Origin of the sequence: Campylobacter concisus, from assembly GCF_902460595.1 — a bacterium.
Lineage (GTDB): Bacteria > Campylobacterota > Campylobacteria > Campylobacterales > Campylobacteraceae > Campylobacter_A > Campylobacter_A concisus_BL.
On sequence record NZ_CABPVA010000001.1, the window covers coordinates 913,744 to 931,181 of the forward strand.

Below are 17,438 nucleotides of genomic sequence, written 5' to 3' on the forward strand. Positions count from 1 at the left end.
AAGCTTAAATTAAGTAGCATTTAAACTTCAATATATGAAATTTTGCCTTCAAGTGCATAGAAGATGACGGCGATTATACTATGTTTTTCATAAAATTTAGAAAGCGCATCTTTATACTCTTTTACCTGCTTTTTGTTCTCTTCTATATTTTTATCTGTCGTTTTATAATCAATCACGCAAATTTCACGCTCATTAAAGCAAAAAAGGTCCATCTGCTTTAGCTCATTTTTTACTTTAAACGGCTGCTCTTTATAAATTTCTTTGTCTTTTATGCACTCTATAAATTTTGGCTCACTTATAAGCATTTTTGCCCTAAAAAAGGCATCTTCAAGTGCTTCAAGTGGCAAAAATTTATGAAATTTATTTAGCATCAAATTTTTAGCTTTTTCTAGTGAAATTTCATCAAATTTCTCGCTCATCTCAAGCAGATAGTGAAACGCCAGACCAAAATATATCGCACTTAAATTTTTACCACTCGTCTTTTGCTCTTTTACCTCAACCTCTTGCCTCTCTATCTTTAAAATTTCAGGCATTTTTTCATCTTTTTTTAGCTCTTTTTGCTCAGTTTTACTAGGTAAAATTTTGCCAAAGCTAAACTCTTTTAGATCAAGATAGTCGTTTGCCTCGCTCTTGTCGCTTCTTGTGTAAAATGAAAAAAAGCTTGGGCTATTTCCGCTTGGGACGGCTTGTTTGATGATGATGAGCGACTTTGTTGCCCTTGTGAAAGCGACGTAAATTTTATTGATATTTTCTTGCTTTTCAAGCTCTTTCATCTGCTCTAAAACGCTTGCGTAGTCGCTGTCAAAATTTTCCCTGCCTGAAATTTTACTCTTTACGATCCACTCGCCCTTTTCGTTGTATTCGGTTATGAAATTTGAGTCATCACCCCTACCCTTGCCCATCATGTCGCAAACTATGACGTGAGCAAACTCAAGCCCCTTTGACTTATGCACGGTCATCACTCTCACGCCGTCGCTGCTTTTTGGGCTGATTTTAGAGCTAAAGTTTTCAAGGTTAAATATAAAATCACTTAAATTTTTATATCCCGCGCTTAGCTCAAATAGCCTTAAAATATCAACATCTGCCATGCTTATGCCTAGATTTTTAGCTAGGTAAAATAGGCTATTTGTCGCGCTCACCTCTGGCTTTATATTTAGTTTTTTGACATTTGCATTTACTAGCGCTTTTACATTTTTCTCATAAATTTCTTCTTTAAAGAGGCAAAATTTCGCATATTCTATGATCACAGCGACAAGTGGCGTTCTTTTTAGCTCCAAAGTGCCTTCATTGACGCTTTTTATCCCTGCGCTACTAAGCACTTCTGAGATGAGGCTAATGTCGCTATTTTTCCAGCAAAGCACAGTTATATCGCTTGCATTTACGCCAGCTTTTAAAAGCTCTTTTGTCTGCGAAACGACCGCACCTGCGATATCTTCATCACTTAGCACACGCAAGTAGCCGTAGTCGTCCTTCTCTACTTCAAAATACGCACACTCGCCACTTACCTCGTAGCTTAGCGTCTCATCTTTTTTAGCTGGCTCTTGCGGCTCAAAGCTAAGCCCATATCTATGATAAATTTCTTCAAAAACGGCGTTATTAAATTTCACCAAAGCCTTTAAACTGCGGTAGTTGCTTGGCAAATTTTCTATATCTATCTGGCTAAAATCATCTCCAAGCTTGTCAAAAAGCTCCTTTTTGCCACCCCTAAATTTATATATACTCTGCTTCGTGTCGCCCACGTAAAAGAAGCTTCCAAGCCCGTTTTGACCGTATCCAGAGACGATTTCAGCGATGAGCGGTAAGATGATTTCATACTGGATCACGTTTGTATCTTGAAACTCATCGACTAAGAGGTGATTTATCCTGCCATCAAGCCTAAAATAAAGCGCCTCTTTGTCTAAGCTTTGCACCAAAAGCTTAAAAACCAGCTTGTTTATATCAGCAAAACTTAGCGCATTTATCTCCTTGTTTAGCTCTAAATTTGAAGCCTTATAAAGCTTTAATAGCTTGCTAAAGCCACTTAGTCTATACTTTTCGACCTCTAAAATGTAGTTTTTCGCTGCCTCTTTTAGCTCAAAAAAGAGTCTATCAAGCTCTGGGGTATAAATTTTGTTAAAAGTGCGGTAGTCTAGGCTTTCTCTAGCAAAAACCTTATTCTTAAATAGCTCAAATAAATTCTGCTCACCAAATGTCTTTTTAGCCACATCGCTAGCGCCATTTTGCGAGGCTATATGCTCATTTATCGCCCTTTGCGCCGCCCTTACTTTGCTATCATCTGGATAGCTTGCGCCACTATCTTTTAGCTCGCCACCAAAGCTCTCATAAAATTTCGCCAAAGTCTGCGAAAAGCTAGCCTCTTTTTGGCTTGAAATGATCATCATTAAGGCAAGCTCACTAAGAAGCTTTTTATCCTTGCTCGCCTCTTTTACAAATTTTTTCCACGCCAGATCTTGCAAGCTATCTTGCACGCTGTAATCAGGGCTAATGCCTAAATTTTGGCTAAATTTCTTCAAAATCCCAGAGAAAAACGCATCAAATGTATAAATTTTTAGCTCACTTTGCAAAAAGACGCTAAGCCTCTCATCTCGCCTTTTTATCGCCTCATCTTGGCTTATATCAAGTTCTGCGCACACCGCTTCAAGCTCGCCTTTTTTGTTTTGCAAGTCCAAAAAAGTGGCGATTATACGCTCTTTCATCTCGTTTGCTGCTTTTTTTGTAAAAGTTAGAGCGACGATCTCGTTTATATTTTCACCTCGAAGCACCAAAGCGATGTAACGAACGCTTAGTGCAAAGGTTTTACCGCTTCCAGCACTTGCTTTTAGGGCTAAAAAATTTTTCATAACTCTCTCCTACAAAGTGTAGCGTATTCGCAAAATGCGCAAGCACCGCTCTTTCTTTCAAAATTTATCTTGGTTTTGTTTATGCCTTTTAGCTTTTCTATCTCGCCGTTTAGATCCTCTACGCTTTTTTTCGAGCTAACTAAGCTAGGCTCGTTTTTTAGGGCATAGTAAGCACTTCGCACCTTGCCACCGTAAAGCGCCTCGTAAAAGGCAAGCTGGAGCGAATTTACATTTGCCTCGCCCGTTTTATAATCAAGTATAAGCACGTCGCCGCTTGCATCCGCATCGATCCTATCGATAAATCCCTTTATCTGCACGCCGCAAAACTCGCTTTGCACCTCTTTTTCACACTCAAGCACCCTAAAACCAGCCCTTAAACGCTCGTTTTCACAAATTTCATACTCTTTGAATTTATGCGTCCAAATTTCAAATTCAAGTGGCGTAAGATTTTGCTTTGCTAGCATCTCTTTAAAAACGGCTAGATCAAAGGTGTTATTTTGCTTATAAAATTCACTCGTATAGTATTCAAAAAGTGCGCTATGAACGCTATTTCCTTGCTTTGTGCCAAGCTCTTTTGATACGCCTTTTGCAGGCTTTATGCCAGCTATCTTTGTGTAGTAGTATTTTCTTGGGCAGGTTAGAAATAAATTTAGCGTCGAAAACGAGAGTGGGTTTGCGAAGAAATCATGTTCCAAAATAATCTCATCGTCTTTTAAATTTAAGCTCGCCTCTCCTTTTAAAAATAGCTTCAAATAGGCCTCATCGCTAAATTTCTCATCTTTTATCGTTTTGAAATTTTTTAAAAATCTTGAAGGTATGCTCTCTTCATTTACACAGCAGCTTATCGCCACTTTTTTGGCGTTATTTATGAGGCTTTCGTAGTAAAATCTCTGCAAATTTTCACGCTCCACATAGCTTATAAGCCCCGCTTTTTGCCTCACTTTTGAGTTTAAAAACATCTCATTTGCGCTTCTTGCGGGGATAAAGTTGTCGTTAAAATCAACTATAATGACGCCATCAAATTTCATCCCACGGCTCTCTAGCATGCCCATGACGCTGATCTTTCCGCCGCCCACGTCGTCGATGCTTAGGCGCGAGATATTTAGCAAGAAAATTTCACTTAGCTGTTTTAGACTAAAGCTAAAATACCTGCATAAATTCTCCATCCTAAAAAGCTCAAGTGCGAGCTTCTCTTCGCATCTTGGCTCATTTTCAAGCGCCAAAAGCTCATCTATTAGCTCTTTAAATTTAGCAAATTCGCACAGCTCAAAATAGCTAGCCCTAAATTTCTCAAAAAGCTGCTCGCTCACGCCAAATTCGCTTAAAATAAAGCCAAGCTCCTCGTAGCTCTCACACTTGCTTTGATCAAAAACTGGGCTTGCCTCTTCATTGATCGCTCTTGTGATGTAGTAAAGCGCTTCATAAAATTTTGTATTTTTAAAGCTCTCGCCCATGGCGTAGTTAAAAATTTTAGCGTCATCATGAAGCCTTAAAATCTCGCTAAAGCTCTCATCTGGCAAGATGACAGCGATGTTTTCAGGCTTTATGCCCTCGCGCACAAACTCGCTCGCCTTTGCCATAGCGTAAGCGCACTGCAAGCTTCTTGTGGCAAATTCTCTTACTAAAACTGGCTCAAATTTTGTGATATTTTCTAGGCAGGTTAGCTCGTTTGTGTTTAAATTTAGCTCATATTTTTTATAGTTTTCAAACTCGCTAATGGCTGAGATTTGCCTTATCTTTTCTATTAGTTTTTTGTTAAAAACGCTAGTTTGAAAGATGATCTTTAGCGTTGTTAGTTTTGAGATTTTTTCTAAAACTTCCCACTCAAACTCACTTAAAATGCCATCAATGTGCAGTGAAATTTCACTAAAACTTCTTATGTAAGCTTCGTTTATGGAGTAAATTTTTGGCAGGGTTATATCATCATAAAGATCTTCTTTATCAAGCAAGCTCACATACTCTTTTAAAACCGCTTCAAGTATGCTTAAATGCTCCTCAAAATCAGCATAAATGTCGTTAAATTTGATATCAGCAATGCTCTTTTTACTGATAGCAAGCTCTTTAAAAAATGAAAAAAGATAGTCGTTGTTTTTCAAAAACTCAAAAAACTCAGTTGGGATTTTAAGCACCGAGTTTGCCTCTTTGACGCTGGCACAGGCTCTGTTCATAAGCACTAAAGCGTAGGTGCTATCGCACTCAAAGCGGCCATTTACAAAAACGGCCTTTTTATAAAACTCTGCGATACTTAGACTTTTTGGGATTAGCTCGTCATTAAAACCAGCGTTAAATTCCCTGATCTTACGCGAGTTTGTAAAGACGAAAAGTTGATTTAGATTGCGCATTTTACTCTCTTAAATTTTTAAAAAATGATAGCCAAAAGCTGATAAAAGAGCGCTTTTTCTCACTTAAAGCAAGCTTTGAAAATTTTTCTAAATTCTTTAAAAATTTAAGCCTTAAAGCGCTGAGGGCTACAATCTAAAAAGGAGCAAAAATGCATAAAGAGTTAAACAGATCTGGCTTTTACTACGGCTTTCCTGTCCTGCTTGCCACTACAAAAGATCAAAAAGGGCGAGATGATACCGAGCACCCCCAGCGGCACACGAATGCGGCTGATTTGCATGCCGTTTGGATGGCTCCAGCCACCTAAATTTTCGCCTACGACCTCGGCAAAGCCCGCCACCTCGCGCACGCCCTTCGCCATAGCCTCGATGCGAGCGTCGGTTAGCCTTAGGCGGTCTAGCAACGCCGCGCTCAAGCCTGATTTCTCGCCGTTTGCAAGGTCTTTGGCGTTTGCCGCTTTTATAGCCTCTTTTTGCGCTAGCAGCTCGTTCGCCACGGCGTTTAAAATTTCAAATTTAGCCCTGCTATCAAGTCTCAAAAGCTCGCCGCAAACAGCCTTTGCACGCTTACATATATCTAAAATTTCATTCATTTTCGCTCCTTAATCTATAAAAACCGTGCGCAAGCGTCCCTCTCCCGCAAGCGCGGCATGGCAAATTTTAGCGACGCGTCTACTAAATTTACCTTTAAATTTGACTTGACTATAGCCAAATTCGCCCGAATTTTATGCGAGCGTAAAAATACGCTATAATCGCCAAATTTTATAAAAAGGAAGCAAAATGGGCGGAATAAAAGAGTTTTTAAAACACGAAGCCAGCGGCGGGATTTTGCTGATGATCGCTACGGTCGCGGCGCTACTGTGTCAAAATACGTTTTTGAGCGATTTTTACAACGAATTTTTAAATACCAAATTTACCATGAGCTTCGGCGAATACGGACTAAGCAAACCCCTGATCTTGTGGGTGAACGACGGGTTGATGGCGGTATTTTTCTTTCTCATCGGACTTGAGCTAAAGCGCGAGGTGCTGGAGGGCGAGCTAAAAAATCCGTCGCAAATCGCGCTGCCAGCGATCGGCGCGGCAGGCGGCCTGATAGTGCCCGCGGTTATCTTCTATCTTTTTACGAAGCACGACTCCTTCGCGCTTGGCGGCTGGGCGATACCGACGGCGACGGATATCGCGTTTGCTCTGGGGATTTTGAGCCTACTCGGGCCTCGCGTACCGACTAGTTTAAAAATTTTCCTCATGACGCTAGCGATCGTCGACGACCTTTGCGCGATCGTGATTATCGCGCTATTTTACACGAGCGAGCTTAGCGCCCAAATGCTTGCGGTCGCGAGCGTTTGTCTAGCCGCGCTTTTCGTGCTAAACAGACTCGGCGTAAAGAGCAAGGCGGCGTATCTGATCGTAGGCGCGGTGATGTGGGTAGCGGTGCTAAAATCAGGCGTTCACGCCACGCTTGCCGGCGTCGTGGCGGCCTTTTTCATACCGCTTAGCTTTAAAGACGAGCCGGGCAAATCTATGCTAAAAAGCATCGAGCACGACCTGCACGGCTGGGTAGCGTTTGGCGTGCTGCCGATATTTGCCTTCGTAAACGCAGGCATCTCACTGCGAGGCGTCGGACTGGACGAGATTTTGTCTCCGGTCGCGCTAGGCACGGCGCTGGGGCTTTTCGTCGGCAAGCAAATCGGAGTATTTGGATTTAGCTTTTTAGCGATCAAATTTAAGCTAGCCAAGCTGCCCGAGGGGTCAAATTTCATCCAGCTTTACGGCATTGCCGTGCTTTGCGGCGTAGGATTTACGATGAGCCTTTTCGTTAACGGCCTAGCCTACAACGACACGGACGCCTTTGCCTACACCGACAAGCTCGCTATCTTGCTAGGTTCGGTAGTTTCGGGTGCCGCGGGGTTTATATTGCTTAAATTTAGCGCCAAAAACTAAAGTGCGAGATAAAGGAGTGGTTTTGCATCGTCACTTGCAAGATAGTTGGCATCTTTGTGGATGAAAATTTGTTAAAAGACGAAAAGCTAGATACTAAAAAATACTCGCCTCTAATCTATAAATTTAAAGAGTATGTTAAAACTGGCAAGCGTTTGGGTTTAAATTTTGGTTTTAAAGAGGTTTGAGTAAGCATTTTGGCTGGTTAGAAAGTAAAAATTTAAATTTGATTTTGACCTTGGCTAAAAACTTTTAGATGCAAATTTAACTTACTTTGTGGCATTAAAATCAAATTTATAATATCTCGTATCTTGCTTGTCGCTAAGCCTTAAAAATAGCTGCCACCTGCCCTCTTTTAGGCCAACACTCTCACTTACGAGATCATTTTTTTGCCATGAGGCGTTTAATGTCTTGTTGTCTTTGTTTGTTTGTGGGCGAGTGAGTAAAATTTCATAGCTAAGACTTGAAATTTCGCCGTTTTTTGGCGTTAAAAGAAATTTAAATTTGCCCTGCAAGCCTTTAAATTCTGGCTCGAATTTAAGCTCAAATTTCTTATCAAACCTAGCCTCACTCTCTTTTATAAAAGTGATGTTTTCATCGACGCTTTGATGACTTTGCATATAGGCACTATCCATCTCGACTGGGTTGTTGATCGCAACAACGATGGTTGCGGCGCAAGCTAAGATGATAGCTACTATGCTAAGCACGATGCCATAAGGCCAAAAGCTCTTTTTAGCCATTTTTTACCTTTTTATAAAAGATGATGAGCACAAAAAATGCGATCAAGCCGTAGATGAAAATTCGCAAGAAATTTAAGGTCGTTTTGTTTGAGCTACCGATGCCACTTTCTAGCTTTAAATTTAAGCTCCCAGCGATCTGCTCGGCGATATCTGCGTAGCCGTTTAAGATAGCGGCGTTATAGACATCTTTACCATTTTTTGAGACTAAAATGGGGATAATGGTGCCTGATTCTGGACTTACGCTTAAAATTTGCTCCTTGTTAAAGAGCTTTGAAGTGTTTGTATCGCTAAAAATTTCAACCTTTTGCTTATCTTTTATGAGCGCCAAGAAGACAAAAGGCGAGCTTAAATTTTGCTCTTTAAAAAGCATGCCAAGCTCGCCATCTTTATATACGCCAACTACTAAATTTATGCCGCTTTTTTGATAAAGCTCGTCTCCTATCTCATTTAGCTTTTGGCTCACTTTTTGGCTTAAAATTCCATCATCATTGATAACGAAATTTGCACCCCAAGCCAAATTTTGACATAGCAAAATGATAAAAATGAGTGCAAATTTCTTCAAATTTAGCCTACAAAGAGGTGATTTGGTGTAAGCACTGACCACGCACAAATGGCGCCTGCGACGATTATTAGCAGGATAATGGCTTTTTCTATTATGCCTAGCATCACTTCTCCTTTACAATGACATGTTTAGCGTTATCTACGCTCTTCATCTCGATGCTAGCTGCATCTTTTAGTGAGTAAGGTTTGGTTGCGACCTCTTTTTGCAAGCCGATGCCAACGTATGTAAGCACTGCTAGGATAGAGAGCAAAAGCACCACCGCTATTAAAAACCCGCTAATGCCATTTAAGGCAAAGATGTTTCTATTTTTATTTTCCATTATTCGCCCTTTGATAGCGATATGACGTACTCGCCAACTGCGCTTTGCTGTATCTCGTTTAGCCTACCATCATTAAATTTAGGCATAGTGCCGATCGCTCCTTTTTTGCCACGATTTAGCACCTCAGCCACAAAACCGGCCGAGCCATATTTGCTAAGATCAACCGACATGCCATCCATACCCTTGCCATCTTCGCCGTGACATGCCGCACATGCAGCATAAAGCTCTTTACCAGTGGCTACTAAATTTTCATTTTTTGTGCTTTTTATCGCACTTATCTCTTTAGCTATGTATGCTGCGATCGCCTTTGCGCCATCAGCGTCAGCTAAACCTGCTGGCATCTCACCCATAGGATAGTCAAGCCCTTTTGAGCCATTAAGTATAGTCTCAACTATGCCTTTTTCGCTGCCCCAAATTTGTAAATTTGCAGCCTTGCCGCCTATGCCATCGCCTGTGATGCCGTGACATGCTGAGCACTGCACTAGATATATGCTCTCACCCATAGCGTGAAGCGTCTCTTTGCTTGGATTTGCATACTCTTTTTCAAATTTAGCGTTTGCTTCTTTGACCTCTTTGTTATACTCGCCGATTTGTGAGTAAGAATTTAAAGGATAGCCTAGCAAATAGTACCAAACCGCCCAAACTAGCGCTAGCAAAAAGACGACCGCCCAGCCAAGTGGGACAGGGTTTTTGTACTCACCTATGCCGTCCCAGTTGTGCTCGCTAAGCTCAACACTCTCATCTTTTTTAACCTTCATCTGCCCCACGTACCTGCCAGCCACAACGATGGTAAGCACGATGATTAGAGCCGCTCCTATAAGAGCTAGTAAATTTACATTATCTTCTAAATTTAGCCATTGCATACGCTCTCCTTTGTAGCCTTACGCTCTAAAATTTCGCCACCGATCTCATCGTTAAGCGCTAGTTTTGAGTACTTCTCGTAGTTTCTTCTGCCAGTTTTTTCGCTCTTATAAAGATGAAAAAAGTAGGCATACAAAGTGATCGCCAAAAATACTGTCAAGAAAAAATAGCCATAAGCTTGAAACTCTCTAATGTTTTCCATCTTACGCTCCTACTTTAGGCTATTTAGATAAGCGATCAGCGCTACGATCTGGCGAATTTCACCTTTTGCAAAAGCACTTTTTACCTGCTCATCTTTCATATTTTCAACGATAGCTGCAGCCTCGGCCTTGACGTTAGCATTTGTCTGCTCTAGCGTGCCAAGTGCTGGCATATCTTTTTCATCATAAGGCGTGTTAAAGACCTTTTTAACCGTTAGCGCTTCAGCGTAAGCAGTCTCTATATCAGCATTTTTCTTAAACAAAAATGGATATGCTGGCATGATTGAGCCTGGCACTACTGAGGCTGGATTTAGCATGTGATTTTCATGCCAGTCAGTCGTTCTATAGTTACCCACACGCATAAGATCAGGGCCTGTTCTTTTTGAGCCCCAAAGGTGCGGACGATCGTATGCAAACTCACCACTTAGCGAGTACATGCCGTATCTATCGGTCTCTGCCTTAAACGGACGGATCATTTGAGAGTGGCAAGTGTTGCAGCCATTTTGCATATAGATGTTTTTACCAGCTAGCTCTAAGACGGTGTAAGGCTTTGTGCCCTCAAGCGGTCTAGCTCTGTTTGCAAAGTCTGGCAAAATTTCAACTATGCCAGCGTAAGCGATAACGACAAATACACAAACCGCAAAAAAGAATGGATTTTTTTCTAACCAAGCAAACATCACATCACCTCCGCGCTAGCTTTTGCCCCGCCACCCATTGGCGAAGCGCTTTTTGGTTCTGCTAAGATAGCTTTAGCAGAAGTTGATTTGTAGATATTATAAGCAAACATCAAGAAGCCAACTAGATAAAGAAGTCCGCCAATAGCCCTTATATAGTAGTATGGGATAAGCACAACTACCGTGTCTATAAACGAGTAGAGTAAATTTCCGTAGCTATCAGTCGCTCTCCACATCATACCTTGTGTGATACCAGCGATCCACATAGAAGCAAAGTATAAAACGATACCTGTTGTTTGTATCCAAAACTGAGCTTCCATTAGCGACTTTGAGTAAATTTCACGCTTAAATACGCGCGGCGTCATGTGATAAAGTGCTGCCATGATCATAAAGCCAACCCAGCCAAGCGCGCCGTCATGAACGTGTCCTGGTACCCAGTCGGTAAAGTGTGCTAGGGCATTTACAGACTTGATAGAAAGTATCGGACCTTCAAGTGTCGAGAACATATAAAATGTCGAAGCTAGAACCATAAATTTAATAAGCGGACTCTCTCTAAGCTGCGCCCACTCGCCCTTCATCGTAAGAAGTATGTTTATGGCTGAACCCCATGAAGGCAGGATCAAAACGATAGAAAAGACTGAGCCCATAGTCTGCATCCAATCAGGCGTAGCAGAGTATATTAGGTGGTGTCCGCCAGCCCAAAGGTAGATAAACATAAGACCCCAGAATGAAAATAGCGATAGTTTATATGAAAATATCGGCTGACCGCTCTCTTTTGGCAAGAAATAATAAATTTGAGCGATGATAGCCACTGTAAAGACGAATGCAACTGCATTGTGGCCGTACCACCACTGAACCAAAGCGTCGTTTGAGCCAGCATACATAGAGACAGAGTGTAGCCATGAGCCATATCCGCTAACAAGTCTTGTTGGAACTTCCATATTATTAAAAAGATATAGCATCGCAACGCCTAAAAATGTAGCGATGTAGTACCAAACTGAGATATAAAGCGTCTTTTCGCGGCGGATACCGATGAGGCCAAATATACTAACGCCCCAAAGCACCCAAACCAAGACCACTGCGATATCTAGTGGCCACTCAAGCTCGGCATACTCTTTAGCTGTGCTCTCGCCTATAAAAAGCGTAACAACAGCCAAAACCATAACAAGCATATATAGCCAAAAATGAAGCTTGCCGATAAACATCAAAAATGGCGACTCGCTCATCGAGACCTTTAAAACACGCTGTCCGATGTAGTACCATGTGGCAAAGATGCCTGAGAGCATGAAGCCAAAAATGATGCCATTAGTATGAAGAGGACGCAACCTCCCAAACGCCGAATATTCGCCGGCTATATAGTTAAGCTCTGGACAGGCCATTTGAAAAGCTATAACTACGCCAACAACCATGCCTATGATACCAAAGAGTATCGTGGCAAACATAAATAGCTTTGCTACACTATAATCATAGTGTAGTAGCTGAGATGGTCGCATAAAATATCCTCCTAGTTAAATTTATATTAATGATTCGTTATTTTAAAGTATAAGGACTATAAAAAAACTTAATTAATATAAATTCTCATTAACTAAGAAAGTCTTCTGTCTATTTTGTAACCAAGTCCTGGGACATTTTTTATAAAATTGTTGCCAACTTTGTCTCTAACGCGCTTAACAAAGGTTCTAATAGCTGCTTCTGTAACGCTCTCGCCAACCCAAACGACGCTTTTGATCTCATCGTGAAGCACGAGCGTACCAAGTCTTTTTATCAAAAGTGAGATAAATGCGAGCTCTTTTTTAGTAAGTGAAATTTCAACGCCATCTCTGATAAGTACGCGCTTGATCTTATTAAAGCTATATCCGTTTGCAACTTGGATGATGTTTGCAGTTTCTATCTTGCTTTTTGCGACATTTTCTATCGTTTTTAAAAGATCGTCTGCCATGATAGGTTTTATAAGATACTTATCAACGCCAACATCGATCGCCTTTAATAAAGTCTCCTTTTCGCTATGCGCACTTAGGACGATGACAGGTGTGTCTTTAGAAATTTCCTTGATATATCTTGTCATATCAAGTCCATCACTAATTGGCATAAATACATCTGTAATTACCATATTTGGGTTGTATTTTTTAAATTTTTTCAAACCTTCATCACCATTTTGAGCAGTAAAAACTTTCTCAAAATTGTCACTTAGCACATCGTGCATGATCTTTTTGCTGTCGCTATCGTCTTCGACAAGCAAAACCGTTAGGTTCTTTAAAATTTTATTCATCTATCTCTCCTTTGTGTGGTAACTTTATTAAAAAACAGGCTCCATTATCGCTGTTGCCCGCTGTTATTTCTGCGTTAAATTGATCGATTATTTGCTTTGACATATAAAGTCCTAAGCCAGTGCCTTTGGCATCTTCTTTGGTGGTAAAATATGGCTTAAATATCTCATCTATCACATTTTTATCTATGCCACCACCGTTATCTTCTACGCTTAGGTAAGCAAATTTTTTATCGCTATCAATCTTTATTTTTATATTTTTATCTTCTATCTTTTGTAAATTTAGTGCGTCTTTTGCGTTATTTAGTAAATTTATGATGACTTGCATGAGCCTATTTTTGTGACCATAAATTTTTGAGTCCCCTAGCACCTCAAGCTCTATATGAATGCCCTCTTTTTTCATCACGCCTTTTACGATCTGTATCGATGCTCTAGCTGCGTCTGCTAGGCTAAATTCTTGTGAAAGTGTGTTTGGATTTAAAAACGAGCTAAACTCATCAGTAGTTTCTGATATATACTTTATGATCTGCATAGCTCTCTCATAAGAGCCTACAAACTCGCCATCTTCGCTGCGTGCTAGCTTTTTCATCTTATATAAAACTAAGCTTAGCTCATTTAGCGGCTGCTTCCACTGGTGAGTTATATTTGCCATCATCTCGCCCATCATCGCAAGCTTAACAATCCTCATGCCATCGCTACTTGATAAGAAATTTTCATCTAAATTTAAACTAGGCATTTGCTCTATATCCTAAAAATGATAGATAAAGTCCGTTTAAGATCATTATGCAAGCTGAGAGCTTAAACATGATCTCTTTAAATTTATCTCTTAGTAAGCCAAAGACGAAACTAGTTAGCAGCATCACTGGTAATGTGCAAAGCCCAAAGATAAGCATTATCAGAGATGCGTCAGCCACATTTGCGCTTAAAACTCCAAGCGCTAAGAAATAATAGACCACTCCGCAAGGCAAAAGCCCATTTAAAAAGCCAAGCAGTAAAAAATTTGCCAAATTTCTCTTTTGCACGCTTGTTTTTGCCATTTTTACAACAAATTTAAGTGCTTTTTCGCTCTCTACAAATTTTAAAAGCTCGCCCCTAAAAAGCAGCGCGATGCCGATAAATGCAATCACTAAGCCAACTATAAAAAATATCACGCCTCTTGCTTGCAAGCCAAAGCTAATAACCGCTCCAAAAGCGCCAAACAAAGCCCCCAAAGTCACATAAGCAAAAATTCTAGCTAGGTTATAAAGCGCACTTAGCATTAAAATTTCACTCTTGCTTTTGCCTTTAAAAAATAGAGCCTGCAAGCTCAAAAACCCACTACACATGCCGACACAATGACTAAAGCTGCTCAAAAGCGCAACTGAGATAATCATGTAAAGGCTTATGTTTTGCATATTATAAAATTTCTAAAAACTGCTTAAATATATATTTGCTCTCGTTAGGGCCGCTGCTTGCTTCTGGGTGGTGCTGGACCGAGAAGATCGGATAGTCCTTGTATCTTACGCCCTCGATCGTGTTGTCAAACAAATTTCTATGTGTCACAACCGCTACCTCAGCGATGCTCTCTGGCACGTTGTAGTTGTGATTTTGCGTTGTTATCTCGATCGTTTTTGTCTCTAAATTTAAGACTGGATGGTTTGCTCCATGCTGACCAAATTTAAGTTTATATGTCTCATATCCAAAGGCATTTGAAAGCAGCTGATGTCCAAGACAGATGCCAAATATCGGGATCCTAGCCTCTATCATTTTTTTGATTTCAGCGATTTCAGCCTTTAAATTCTTTGGCTCGCCTGGACCATTTGATAAAAATACCCCGTTTATCTCGCCATTTTTAAATTTATCTATCAAAACTTCAGCCTTAGTATCGTGTGGCACGACGATGACCTCAAGACCAGTTTCACATAGCTCATTTAGGATATTTCTCTTTACGCCGAAGTCAAAAACAGCTATCTTTTTGCCGATACTTTTTAGCGGCTTATATGATTTTAAATTTCTATCCCAAGCGCCTTTTTTGTGCTCGTACTCGTCCATTGCGCTAACTGTTTTTACGTAGTTTATATTTTCTATGCGTCCGCTGCTTTCAAGCCTGCGTTTTAGCTCGTCTTTGTCGCTTATCTGCGTTGAGATGTAGGCCATCAAAGCGCCTTCATCACGTAGCATTTTTGTCAAATATCTAGTATCAACGTCATAAACGCCAAATTTGCCCTGCTCTTCGAAAAATTTGCCTAAAAACTTTTGCGAGCGGTAGTTTGAGGGAATTTCGTTGTAGTTTCTCATTATGACGCCACTTGCATGAATTCTAAGGCTCTCCATATCATCTTCATTTATGCCAACGATACCGATCTCTGGCATAGTAAAGACGATAAACTGACCAGCATAACTTGGATCGCTCATGATCTCTTCGTAGCCAGTCATAGAGGTATTAAAAACGAGCTCGCCTGCGCACTCGCCGTGAGCACCAAAGGCTTTTGCCTCTAAAAAAACGCCGTTTTCAATGTAAATATAAGCTTTCATTAAAGCATTCCTCTTTTTTTAAGCTCATCTTGATACAAACGCTCGAAAATCAGGTCGTATTCGTCAGTTCCAGGGATAAGTTTGCGTTTGTAGTTTTGCATCATCTCATAGACGCTATCTTCTATCTTCTCGTAGTTTTTTAGATACTCATCTATCGAGCTATAAATGACATTTTTCACGCGGTTTTCTGATACGTTATACTCAACTAAATCGCTCTTCCAGATAGCTTCAAGTATCTTGTGAGCGACATTGCTAAATCTATCTTCATGAGTTAAAATGACGTCAAATTCGCCAGCAAGTTTCTTTTTAACGAGCCAAAACATATTCTTGCGGTCGATTTGCATAGTCTGCATCTCGTCCTCGTTTTTCTCTAAAAGCTCATTTACTCGCTCATCTAGCGCTCTTTCTTTTTGAACATCGGTAGTTAAAATTTCACTTGCTTTTGCTACGATTGGCTCAATACCTTTGTTTAACTTTACAAAACCACAGTTTAAAAGATCTATTGCTATTTTATGTGATACATAAGGTACGTGTGGAAGTTTTATACGCATTTTAAACCTTTAAATTTTTATGCCATTGTAACTAAATAAAGGTAAAACTTTACTTTGAAATTTTAACGACTTTATCATTGTCACTTCTTAGAAAATAAATTTCTCTTCGTCCGTCATAAAGGACTTTGCCGCTTGTTTTTTGCTCGCTTTGTAAATTTGAAGATAGATCCATCTCAAGTGGCTTACTCATGAAATAAGCCTCGCCCAAGCTTCGTCCAAAATTAGGATACCAACTGAGTGCGCAAAGCACGAGCAAAAGCAGATAAAAGGCTCTAAAAATTTTCCTAAATGGCGCGTAAAAGAAACAATAACCAAATATAAAAAACACAGGCAAAAGCCACAAAAAAGGCACATTATCCACAAAAATCACATTGAAATACTCATTTATGCCATAAAATGAAAAGTAGTTGTTGTAAATTCCGACAAATAGCGTAAAAATAGGAGCGAGAACAAATATAATGCCAGTAAAAAATGCATTAAAAATTTTCATAAGCTCTCCTTTTTTCGTGGGATTATATTAAATTTTAGCTTTATTATTGCTCTAAATTTATTAATTAAGAAATTTTAAACTCCAAAATGTCACAAATTTTCAAATAAAACAGAGTTAAAACGATAAATTTTAAATTAGTGTGACATTTTTTAGATGAAAAATAAGAGATTTTTTTGAAACTTTTAAGGCAAAAAAGAGAAATTTAAAATTTAGCCTTTGCCATAAAAGCAAAGACTAAAAGGGAGTTTATTAAGCTTTTTTCTTCATATCAAATTTATTAGCCATGAAGCCAACAAGACCAACAAAGAAAAGACCACCGCAGATGTTACCAAGTGTAACTGGAAGCAAGTTTTTGCTTAAGAAATTTGTCCAGTTGATGACATCTAGCTTATCAGCTGTAGTGTGAAGTAAAGCTGCTGCAGCGTTGATATCGCCACCACTTGCTGCTATATAGTGAGCTTTAGAGATGATAGCTTCAGTGATGATGAACATATTTGCAACGCAGTGCTCCATTGAGCAAGCAACGAATGCGCCGATCATCCACATAATGGCAAAGAATTTACCAGATAGGTTGCTCTCGCTTGTCGCAGTCCAGATAGACATACAAACAAAGACGTTACAAAAGATACCACGAAGAAATAGCTCATGAAATGGTGCTGTGATCTTGCCAATAGCTGCTGGCACGAAGTGTTGCAAGATGTAGCCGTCATACTTTAGTGGCAAACCAGAGTAGTAATACATATAAGCGATCAATGCACCGCCAACGAAGTTAAATATCCAAACAATTACCCAGTAGCTTATGGTTTTGCCAAGTGGCAATTTGCCCTCATACGCACTAACGCCGCTTAAAACAGAGCTAGTAAATAGGTGACCGCCATAAAATACAACCATCATGAGGCCGCAGCTAAATGTGATACCACCGATGAAATTTGAAAGACCGATAGACTGTTTTTCAGCCATACCAACTGTTGAGTGAGCCCAAAAGATATCACCCATAGCAATAGCAGCACCAGCCATGATAGCAAGAAATATAATGCTTACAAGTGGCGTATGGGCTTTATGCTCCATTGAATTTGAGACCGCTTGAGCGGTTTCTGCCGGATTTAACATCACGTCTCCTTTTTATTTAACCTTCTTTGATCTA

18 protein-coding genes and 1 pseudogene are annotated in these 17,438 nt (G+C 40.1%); 2 read left to right on the forward strand and 17 right to left on the reverse strand.

Annotated features, from left to right (window positions below):
* Positions 1 to 20: 20 nt before the first annotated feature.
* The 3 genes and pseudogenes from F3G86_RS04420 to proA form a co-directional block, all read right to left on the reverse strand.
* Complete coding sequence (locus F3G86_RS04420; RefSeq protein WP_149723098.1) at positions 21 to 2,840, reverse strand: RecB-like helicase; 2,820 nt, start codon at positions 2,838 to 2,840, stop codon at positions 21 to 23.
* Entirely contained in the window at positions 2,837 to 5,182 is a 2,346-nt protein-coding gene (locus F3G86_RS04425; RefSeq protein WP_149723099.1) for a PD-(D/E)XK nuclease family protein, read from the reverse strand. The genes F3G86_RS04420 and F3G86_RS04425 overlap by 4 nt, the downstream gene beginning before the upstream one ends.
* 230 nt (positions 5,183 to 5,412) lie before the next feature.
* Positions 5,413 to 5,772: pseudogene (gene proA, locus F3G86_RS04430) on the reverse strand (glutamate-5-semialdehyde dehydrogenase); the annotation flags it as partial.
* A gap of 187 nt (positions 5,773 to 5,959) precedes the next feature.
* Between proA and nhaA the strand changes: the two are divergent.
* Both nhaA and F3G86_RS10935 read left to right on the forward strand, forming a co-directional pair.
* Positions 5,960 to 7,120 carry a Na+/H+ antiporter NhaA gene (gene nhaA / locus F3G86_RS04435; RefSeq protein ID WP_103590380.1) on the forward strand — a complete coding sequence of 387 codons (1,161 nt, stop codon included), beginning with the start codon at positions 5,960 to 5,962 and terminating at the stop codon, positions 7,118 to 7,120.
* 56 nt (positions 7,121 to 7,176) lie between these two features.
* The gene (locus F3G86_RS10935; protein ID WP_258031521.1) at positions 7,177 to 7,305 is read left to right on the forward strand and encodes a hypothetical protein; all 129 of its coding nucleotides are present in this window, start codon (positions 7,177 to 7,179) and stop codon (positions 7,303 to 7,305) included.
* A gap of 81 nt (positions 7,306 to 7,386) precedes the next feature.
* On the opposite strand, the gene F3G86_RS04445 is transcribed toward F3G86_RS10935, so the two are convergent.
* From F3G86_RS04445 to F3G86_RS04510, 14 genes are all read right to left on the reverse strand, one after another.
* Positions 7,387 to 7,857: a FixH family protein gene (locus F3G86_RS04445; RefSeq protein ID WP_149723101.1), complete on the reverse strand. Its 471-nt coding sequence runs from the start codon at positions 7,855 to 7,857 to the stop codon at positions 7,387 to 7,389.
* Positions 7,850 to 8,419, reverse strand: coding sequence for a hypothetical protein (locus F3G86_RS04450; protein ID WP_103607361.1), 570 nt, complete (start codon positions 8,417 to 8,419; stop codon positions 7,850 to 7,852). The genes F3G86_RS04445 and F3G86_RS04450 overlap by 8 nt, the downstream gene beginning before the upstream one ends.
* Positions 8,420 to 8,522: 103 nt before the next feature.
* Positions 8,523 to 8,738, reverse strand: a complete 216-nt coding sequence (locus F3G86_RS04455; protein ID WP_103634443.1) for a DUF4006 family protein — start codon at positions 8,736 to 8,738, stop codon at positions 8,523 to 8,525.
* On the reverse strand, positions 8,738 to 9,601 hold the full coding sequence (locus F3G86_RS04460; protein WP_149723102.1) for a cbb3-type cytochrome c oxidase N-terminal domain-containing protein: 864 nt from the start codon (positions 9,599 to 9,601) through the stop codon (positions 8,738 to 8,740). Before F3G86_RS04460 ends, F3G86_RS04455 begins: the two co-directional genes overlap by 1 nt.
* Positions 9,589 to 9,801, reverse strand: a complete 213-nt coding sequence (locus tag F3G86_RS04465) for a cytochrome c oxidase, cbb3-type, CcoQ subunit (RefSeq protein WP_012001192.1) — start codon at positions 9,799 to 9,801, stop codon at positions 9,589 to 9,591. Before F3G86_RS04465 ends, F3G86_RS04460 begins: the two co-directional genes overlap by 13 nt.
* 9 nt (positions 9,802 to 9,810) lie before the next feature.
* On the reverse strand, positions 9,811 to 10,476 hold the full coding sequence (gene ccoO / locus F3G86_RS04470) for a cytochrome-c oxidase, cbb3-type subunit II (RefSeq protein WP_103558642.1): 666 nt from the start codon (positions 10,474 to 10,476) through the stop codon (positions 9,811 to 9,813).
* A complete protein-coding gene (ccoN, locus tag F3G86_RS04475; protein WP_103575807.1) occupies positions 10,476 to 11,966 on the reverse strand; it encodes a cytochrome-c oxidase, cbb3-type subunit I in 1,491 nt (496 codons plus the stop codon). The genes ccoO and ccoN overlap by 1 nt, the downstream gene beginning before the upstream one ends.
* Positions 11,967 to 12,058: 92 nt before the next feature.
* On the reverse strand, positions 12,059 to 12,742 hold the full coding sequence (locus F3G86_RS04480; RefSeq protein WP_012001191.1) for a response regulator transcription factor: 684 nt from the start codon (positions 12,740 to 12,742) through the stop codon (positions 12,059 to 12,061).
* A complete protein-coding gene (locus F3G86_RS04485; protein WP_149723103.1) occupies positions 12,735 to 13,475 on the reverse strand; it encodes a sensor histidine kinase in 741 nt (246 codons plus the stop codon). The genes F3G86_RS04480 and F3G86_RS04485 overlap by 8 nt, the downstream gene beginning before the upstream one ends.
* Positions 13,468 to 14,133, reverse strand: a complete 666-nt coding sequence (locus F3G86_RS04490) for a sulfite exporter TauE/SafE family protein (protein WP_223228542.1) — start codon at positions 14,131 to 14,133, stop codon at positions 13,468 to 13,470. The genes F3G86_RS04485 and F3G86_RS04490 overlap by 8 nt, the downstream gene beginning before the upstream one ends.
* A gap of 1 nt (position 14,134) precedes the next feature.
* Positions 14,135 to 15,253 carry a glutamine-hydrolyzing carbamoyl-phosphate synthase small subunit gene (gene carA, locus F3G86_RS04495; RefSeq protein ID WP_149723105.1) on the reverse strand — a complete coding sequence of 373 codons (1,119 nt, stop codon included), beginning with the start codon at positions 15,251 to 15,253 and terminating at the stop codon, positions 14,135 to 14,137.
* Complete coding sequence (locus F3G86_RS04500; RefSeq protein WP_021087551.1) at positions 15,253 to 15,804, reverse strand: DUF507 family protein; 552 nt, start codon at positions 15,802 to 15,804, stop codon at positions 15,253 to 15,255. Before F3G86_RS04500 ends, carA begins: the two co-directional genes overlap by 1 nt.
* Positions 15,805 to 15,853: 49 nt before the next feature.
* Complete coding sequence (locus F3G86_RS04505; protein WP_149723106.1) at positions 15,854 to 16,294, reverse strand: isoleucyl-tRNA synthetase; 441 nt, start codon at positions 16,292 to 16,294, stop codon at positions 15,854 to 15,856.
* A 249-nt stretch (positions 16,295 to 16,543) separates the two neighbouring features.
* Complete coding sequence (locus F3G86_RS04510) at positions 16,544 to 17,404, reverse strand: formate/nitrite transporter family protein (protein ID WP_103569455.1); 861 nt, start codon at positions 17,402 to 17,404, stop codon at positions 16,544 to 16,546.
* Positions 17,405 to 17,438: the final 34 nt, after the last annotated feature.

Coding starts and splice junctions, on each gene's coding strand:
- ccoO (WP_103558642.1), bottom strand. CDS start 10,476: ATGTTTGCTTGGTTAGAAAAAAATCCATTCTTTTTTGCGGTTTGTGTA.
- F3G86_RS04490 (WP_223228542.1), bottom strand. CDS start 14,133: ATGCAAAACATAAGCCTTTACATGATTATCTCAGTTGCGCTTTTGAGC.
- F3G86_RS04505 (WP_149723106.1), bottom strand. CDS start 16,294: ATGAAAATTTTTAATGCATTTTTTACTGGCATTATATTTGTTCTCGCT.
- carA (WP_149723105.1), bottom strand. CDS start 15,253: ATGAAAGCTTATATTTACATTGAAAACGGCGTTTTTTTAGAGGCAAAA.
- F3G86_RS04485 (WP_149723103.1), bottom strand. CDS start 13,475: ATGCCTAGTTTAAATTTAGATGAAAATTTCTTATCAAGTAGCGATGGC.
- F3G86_RS04455 (WP_103634443.1), bottom strand. CDS start 8,738: ATGGAAAATAAAAATAGAAACATCTTTGCCTTAAATGGCATTAGCGGG.
- F3G86_RS04480 (WP_012001191.1), bottom strand. CDS start 12,742: ATGAATAAAATTTTAAAGAACCTAACGGTTTTGCTTGTCGAAGACGAT.
- F3G86_RS04420 (WP_149723098.1), bottom strand. CDS start 2,840: ATGAAAAATTTTTTAGCCCTAAAAGCAAGTGCTGGAAGCGGTAAAACC.
- F3G86_RS04500 (WP_021087551.1), bottom strand. CDS start 15,804: ATGCGTATAAAACTTCCACACGTACCTTATGTATCACATAAAATAGCA.
- F3G86_RS04425 (WP_149723099.1), bottom strand. CDS start 5,182: ATGCGCAATCTAAATCAACTTTTCGTCTTTACAAACTCGCGTAAGATC.
- ccoN (WP_103575807.1), bottom strand. CDS start 11,966: ATGCGACCATCTCAGCTACTACACTATGATTATAGTGTAGCAAAGCTA.
- F3G86_RS04465 (WP_012001192.1), bottom strand. CDS start 9,801: ATGGAAAACATTAGAGAGTTTCAAGCTTATGGCTATTTTTTCTTGACA.
- F3G86_RS04445 (WP_149723101.1), bottom strand. CDS start 7,857: ATGGCTAAAAAGAGCTTTTGGCCTTATGGCATCGTGCTTAGCATAGTA.
- F3G86_RS04460 (WP_149723102.1), bottom strand. CDS start 9,601: ATGCAATGGCTAAATTTAGAAGATAATGTAAATTTACTAGCTCTTATA.
- nhaA (WP_103590380.1), top strand. CDS start 5,960: ATGGGCGGAATAAAAGAGTTTTTAAAACACGAAGCCAGCGGCGGGATT.
- F3G86_RS04510 (WP_103569455.1), bottom strand. CDS start 17,404: ATGTTAAATCCGGCAGAAACCGCTCAAGCGGTCTCAAATTCAATGGAG.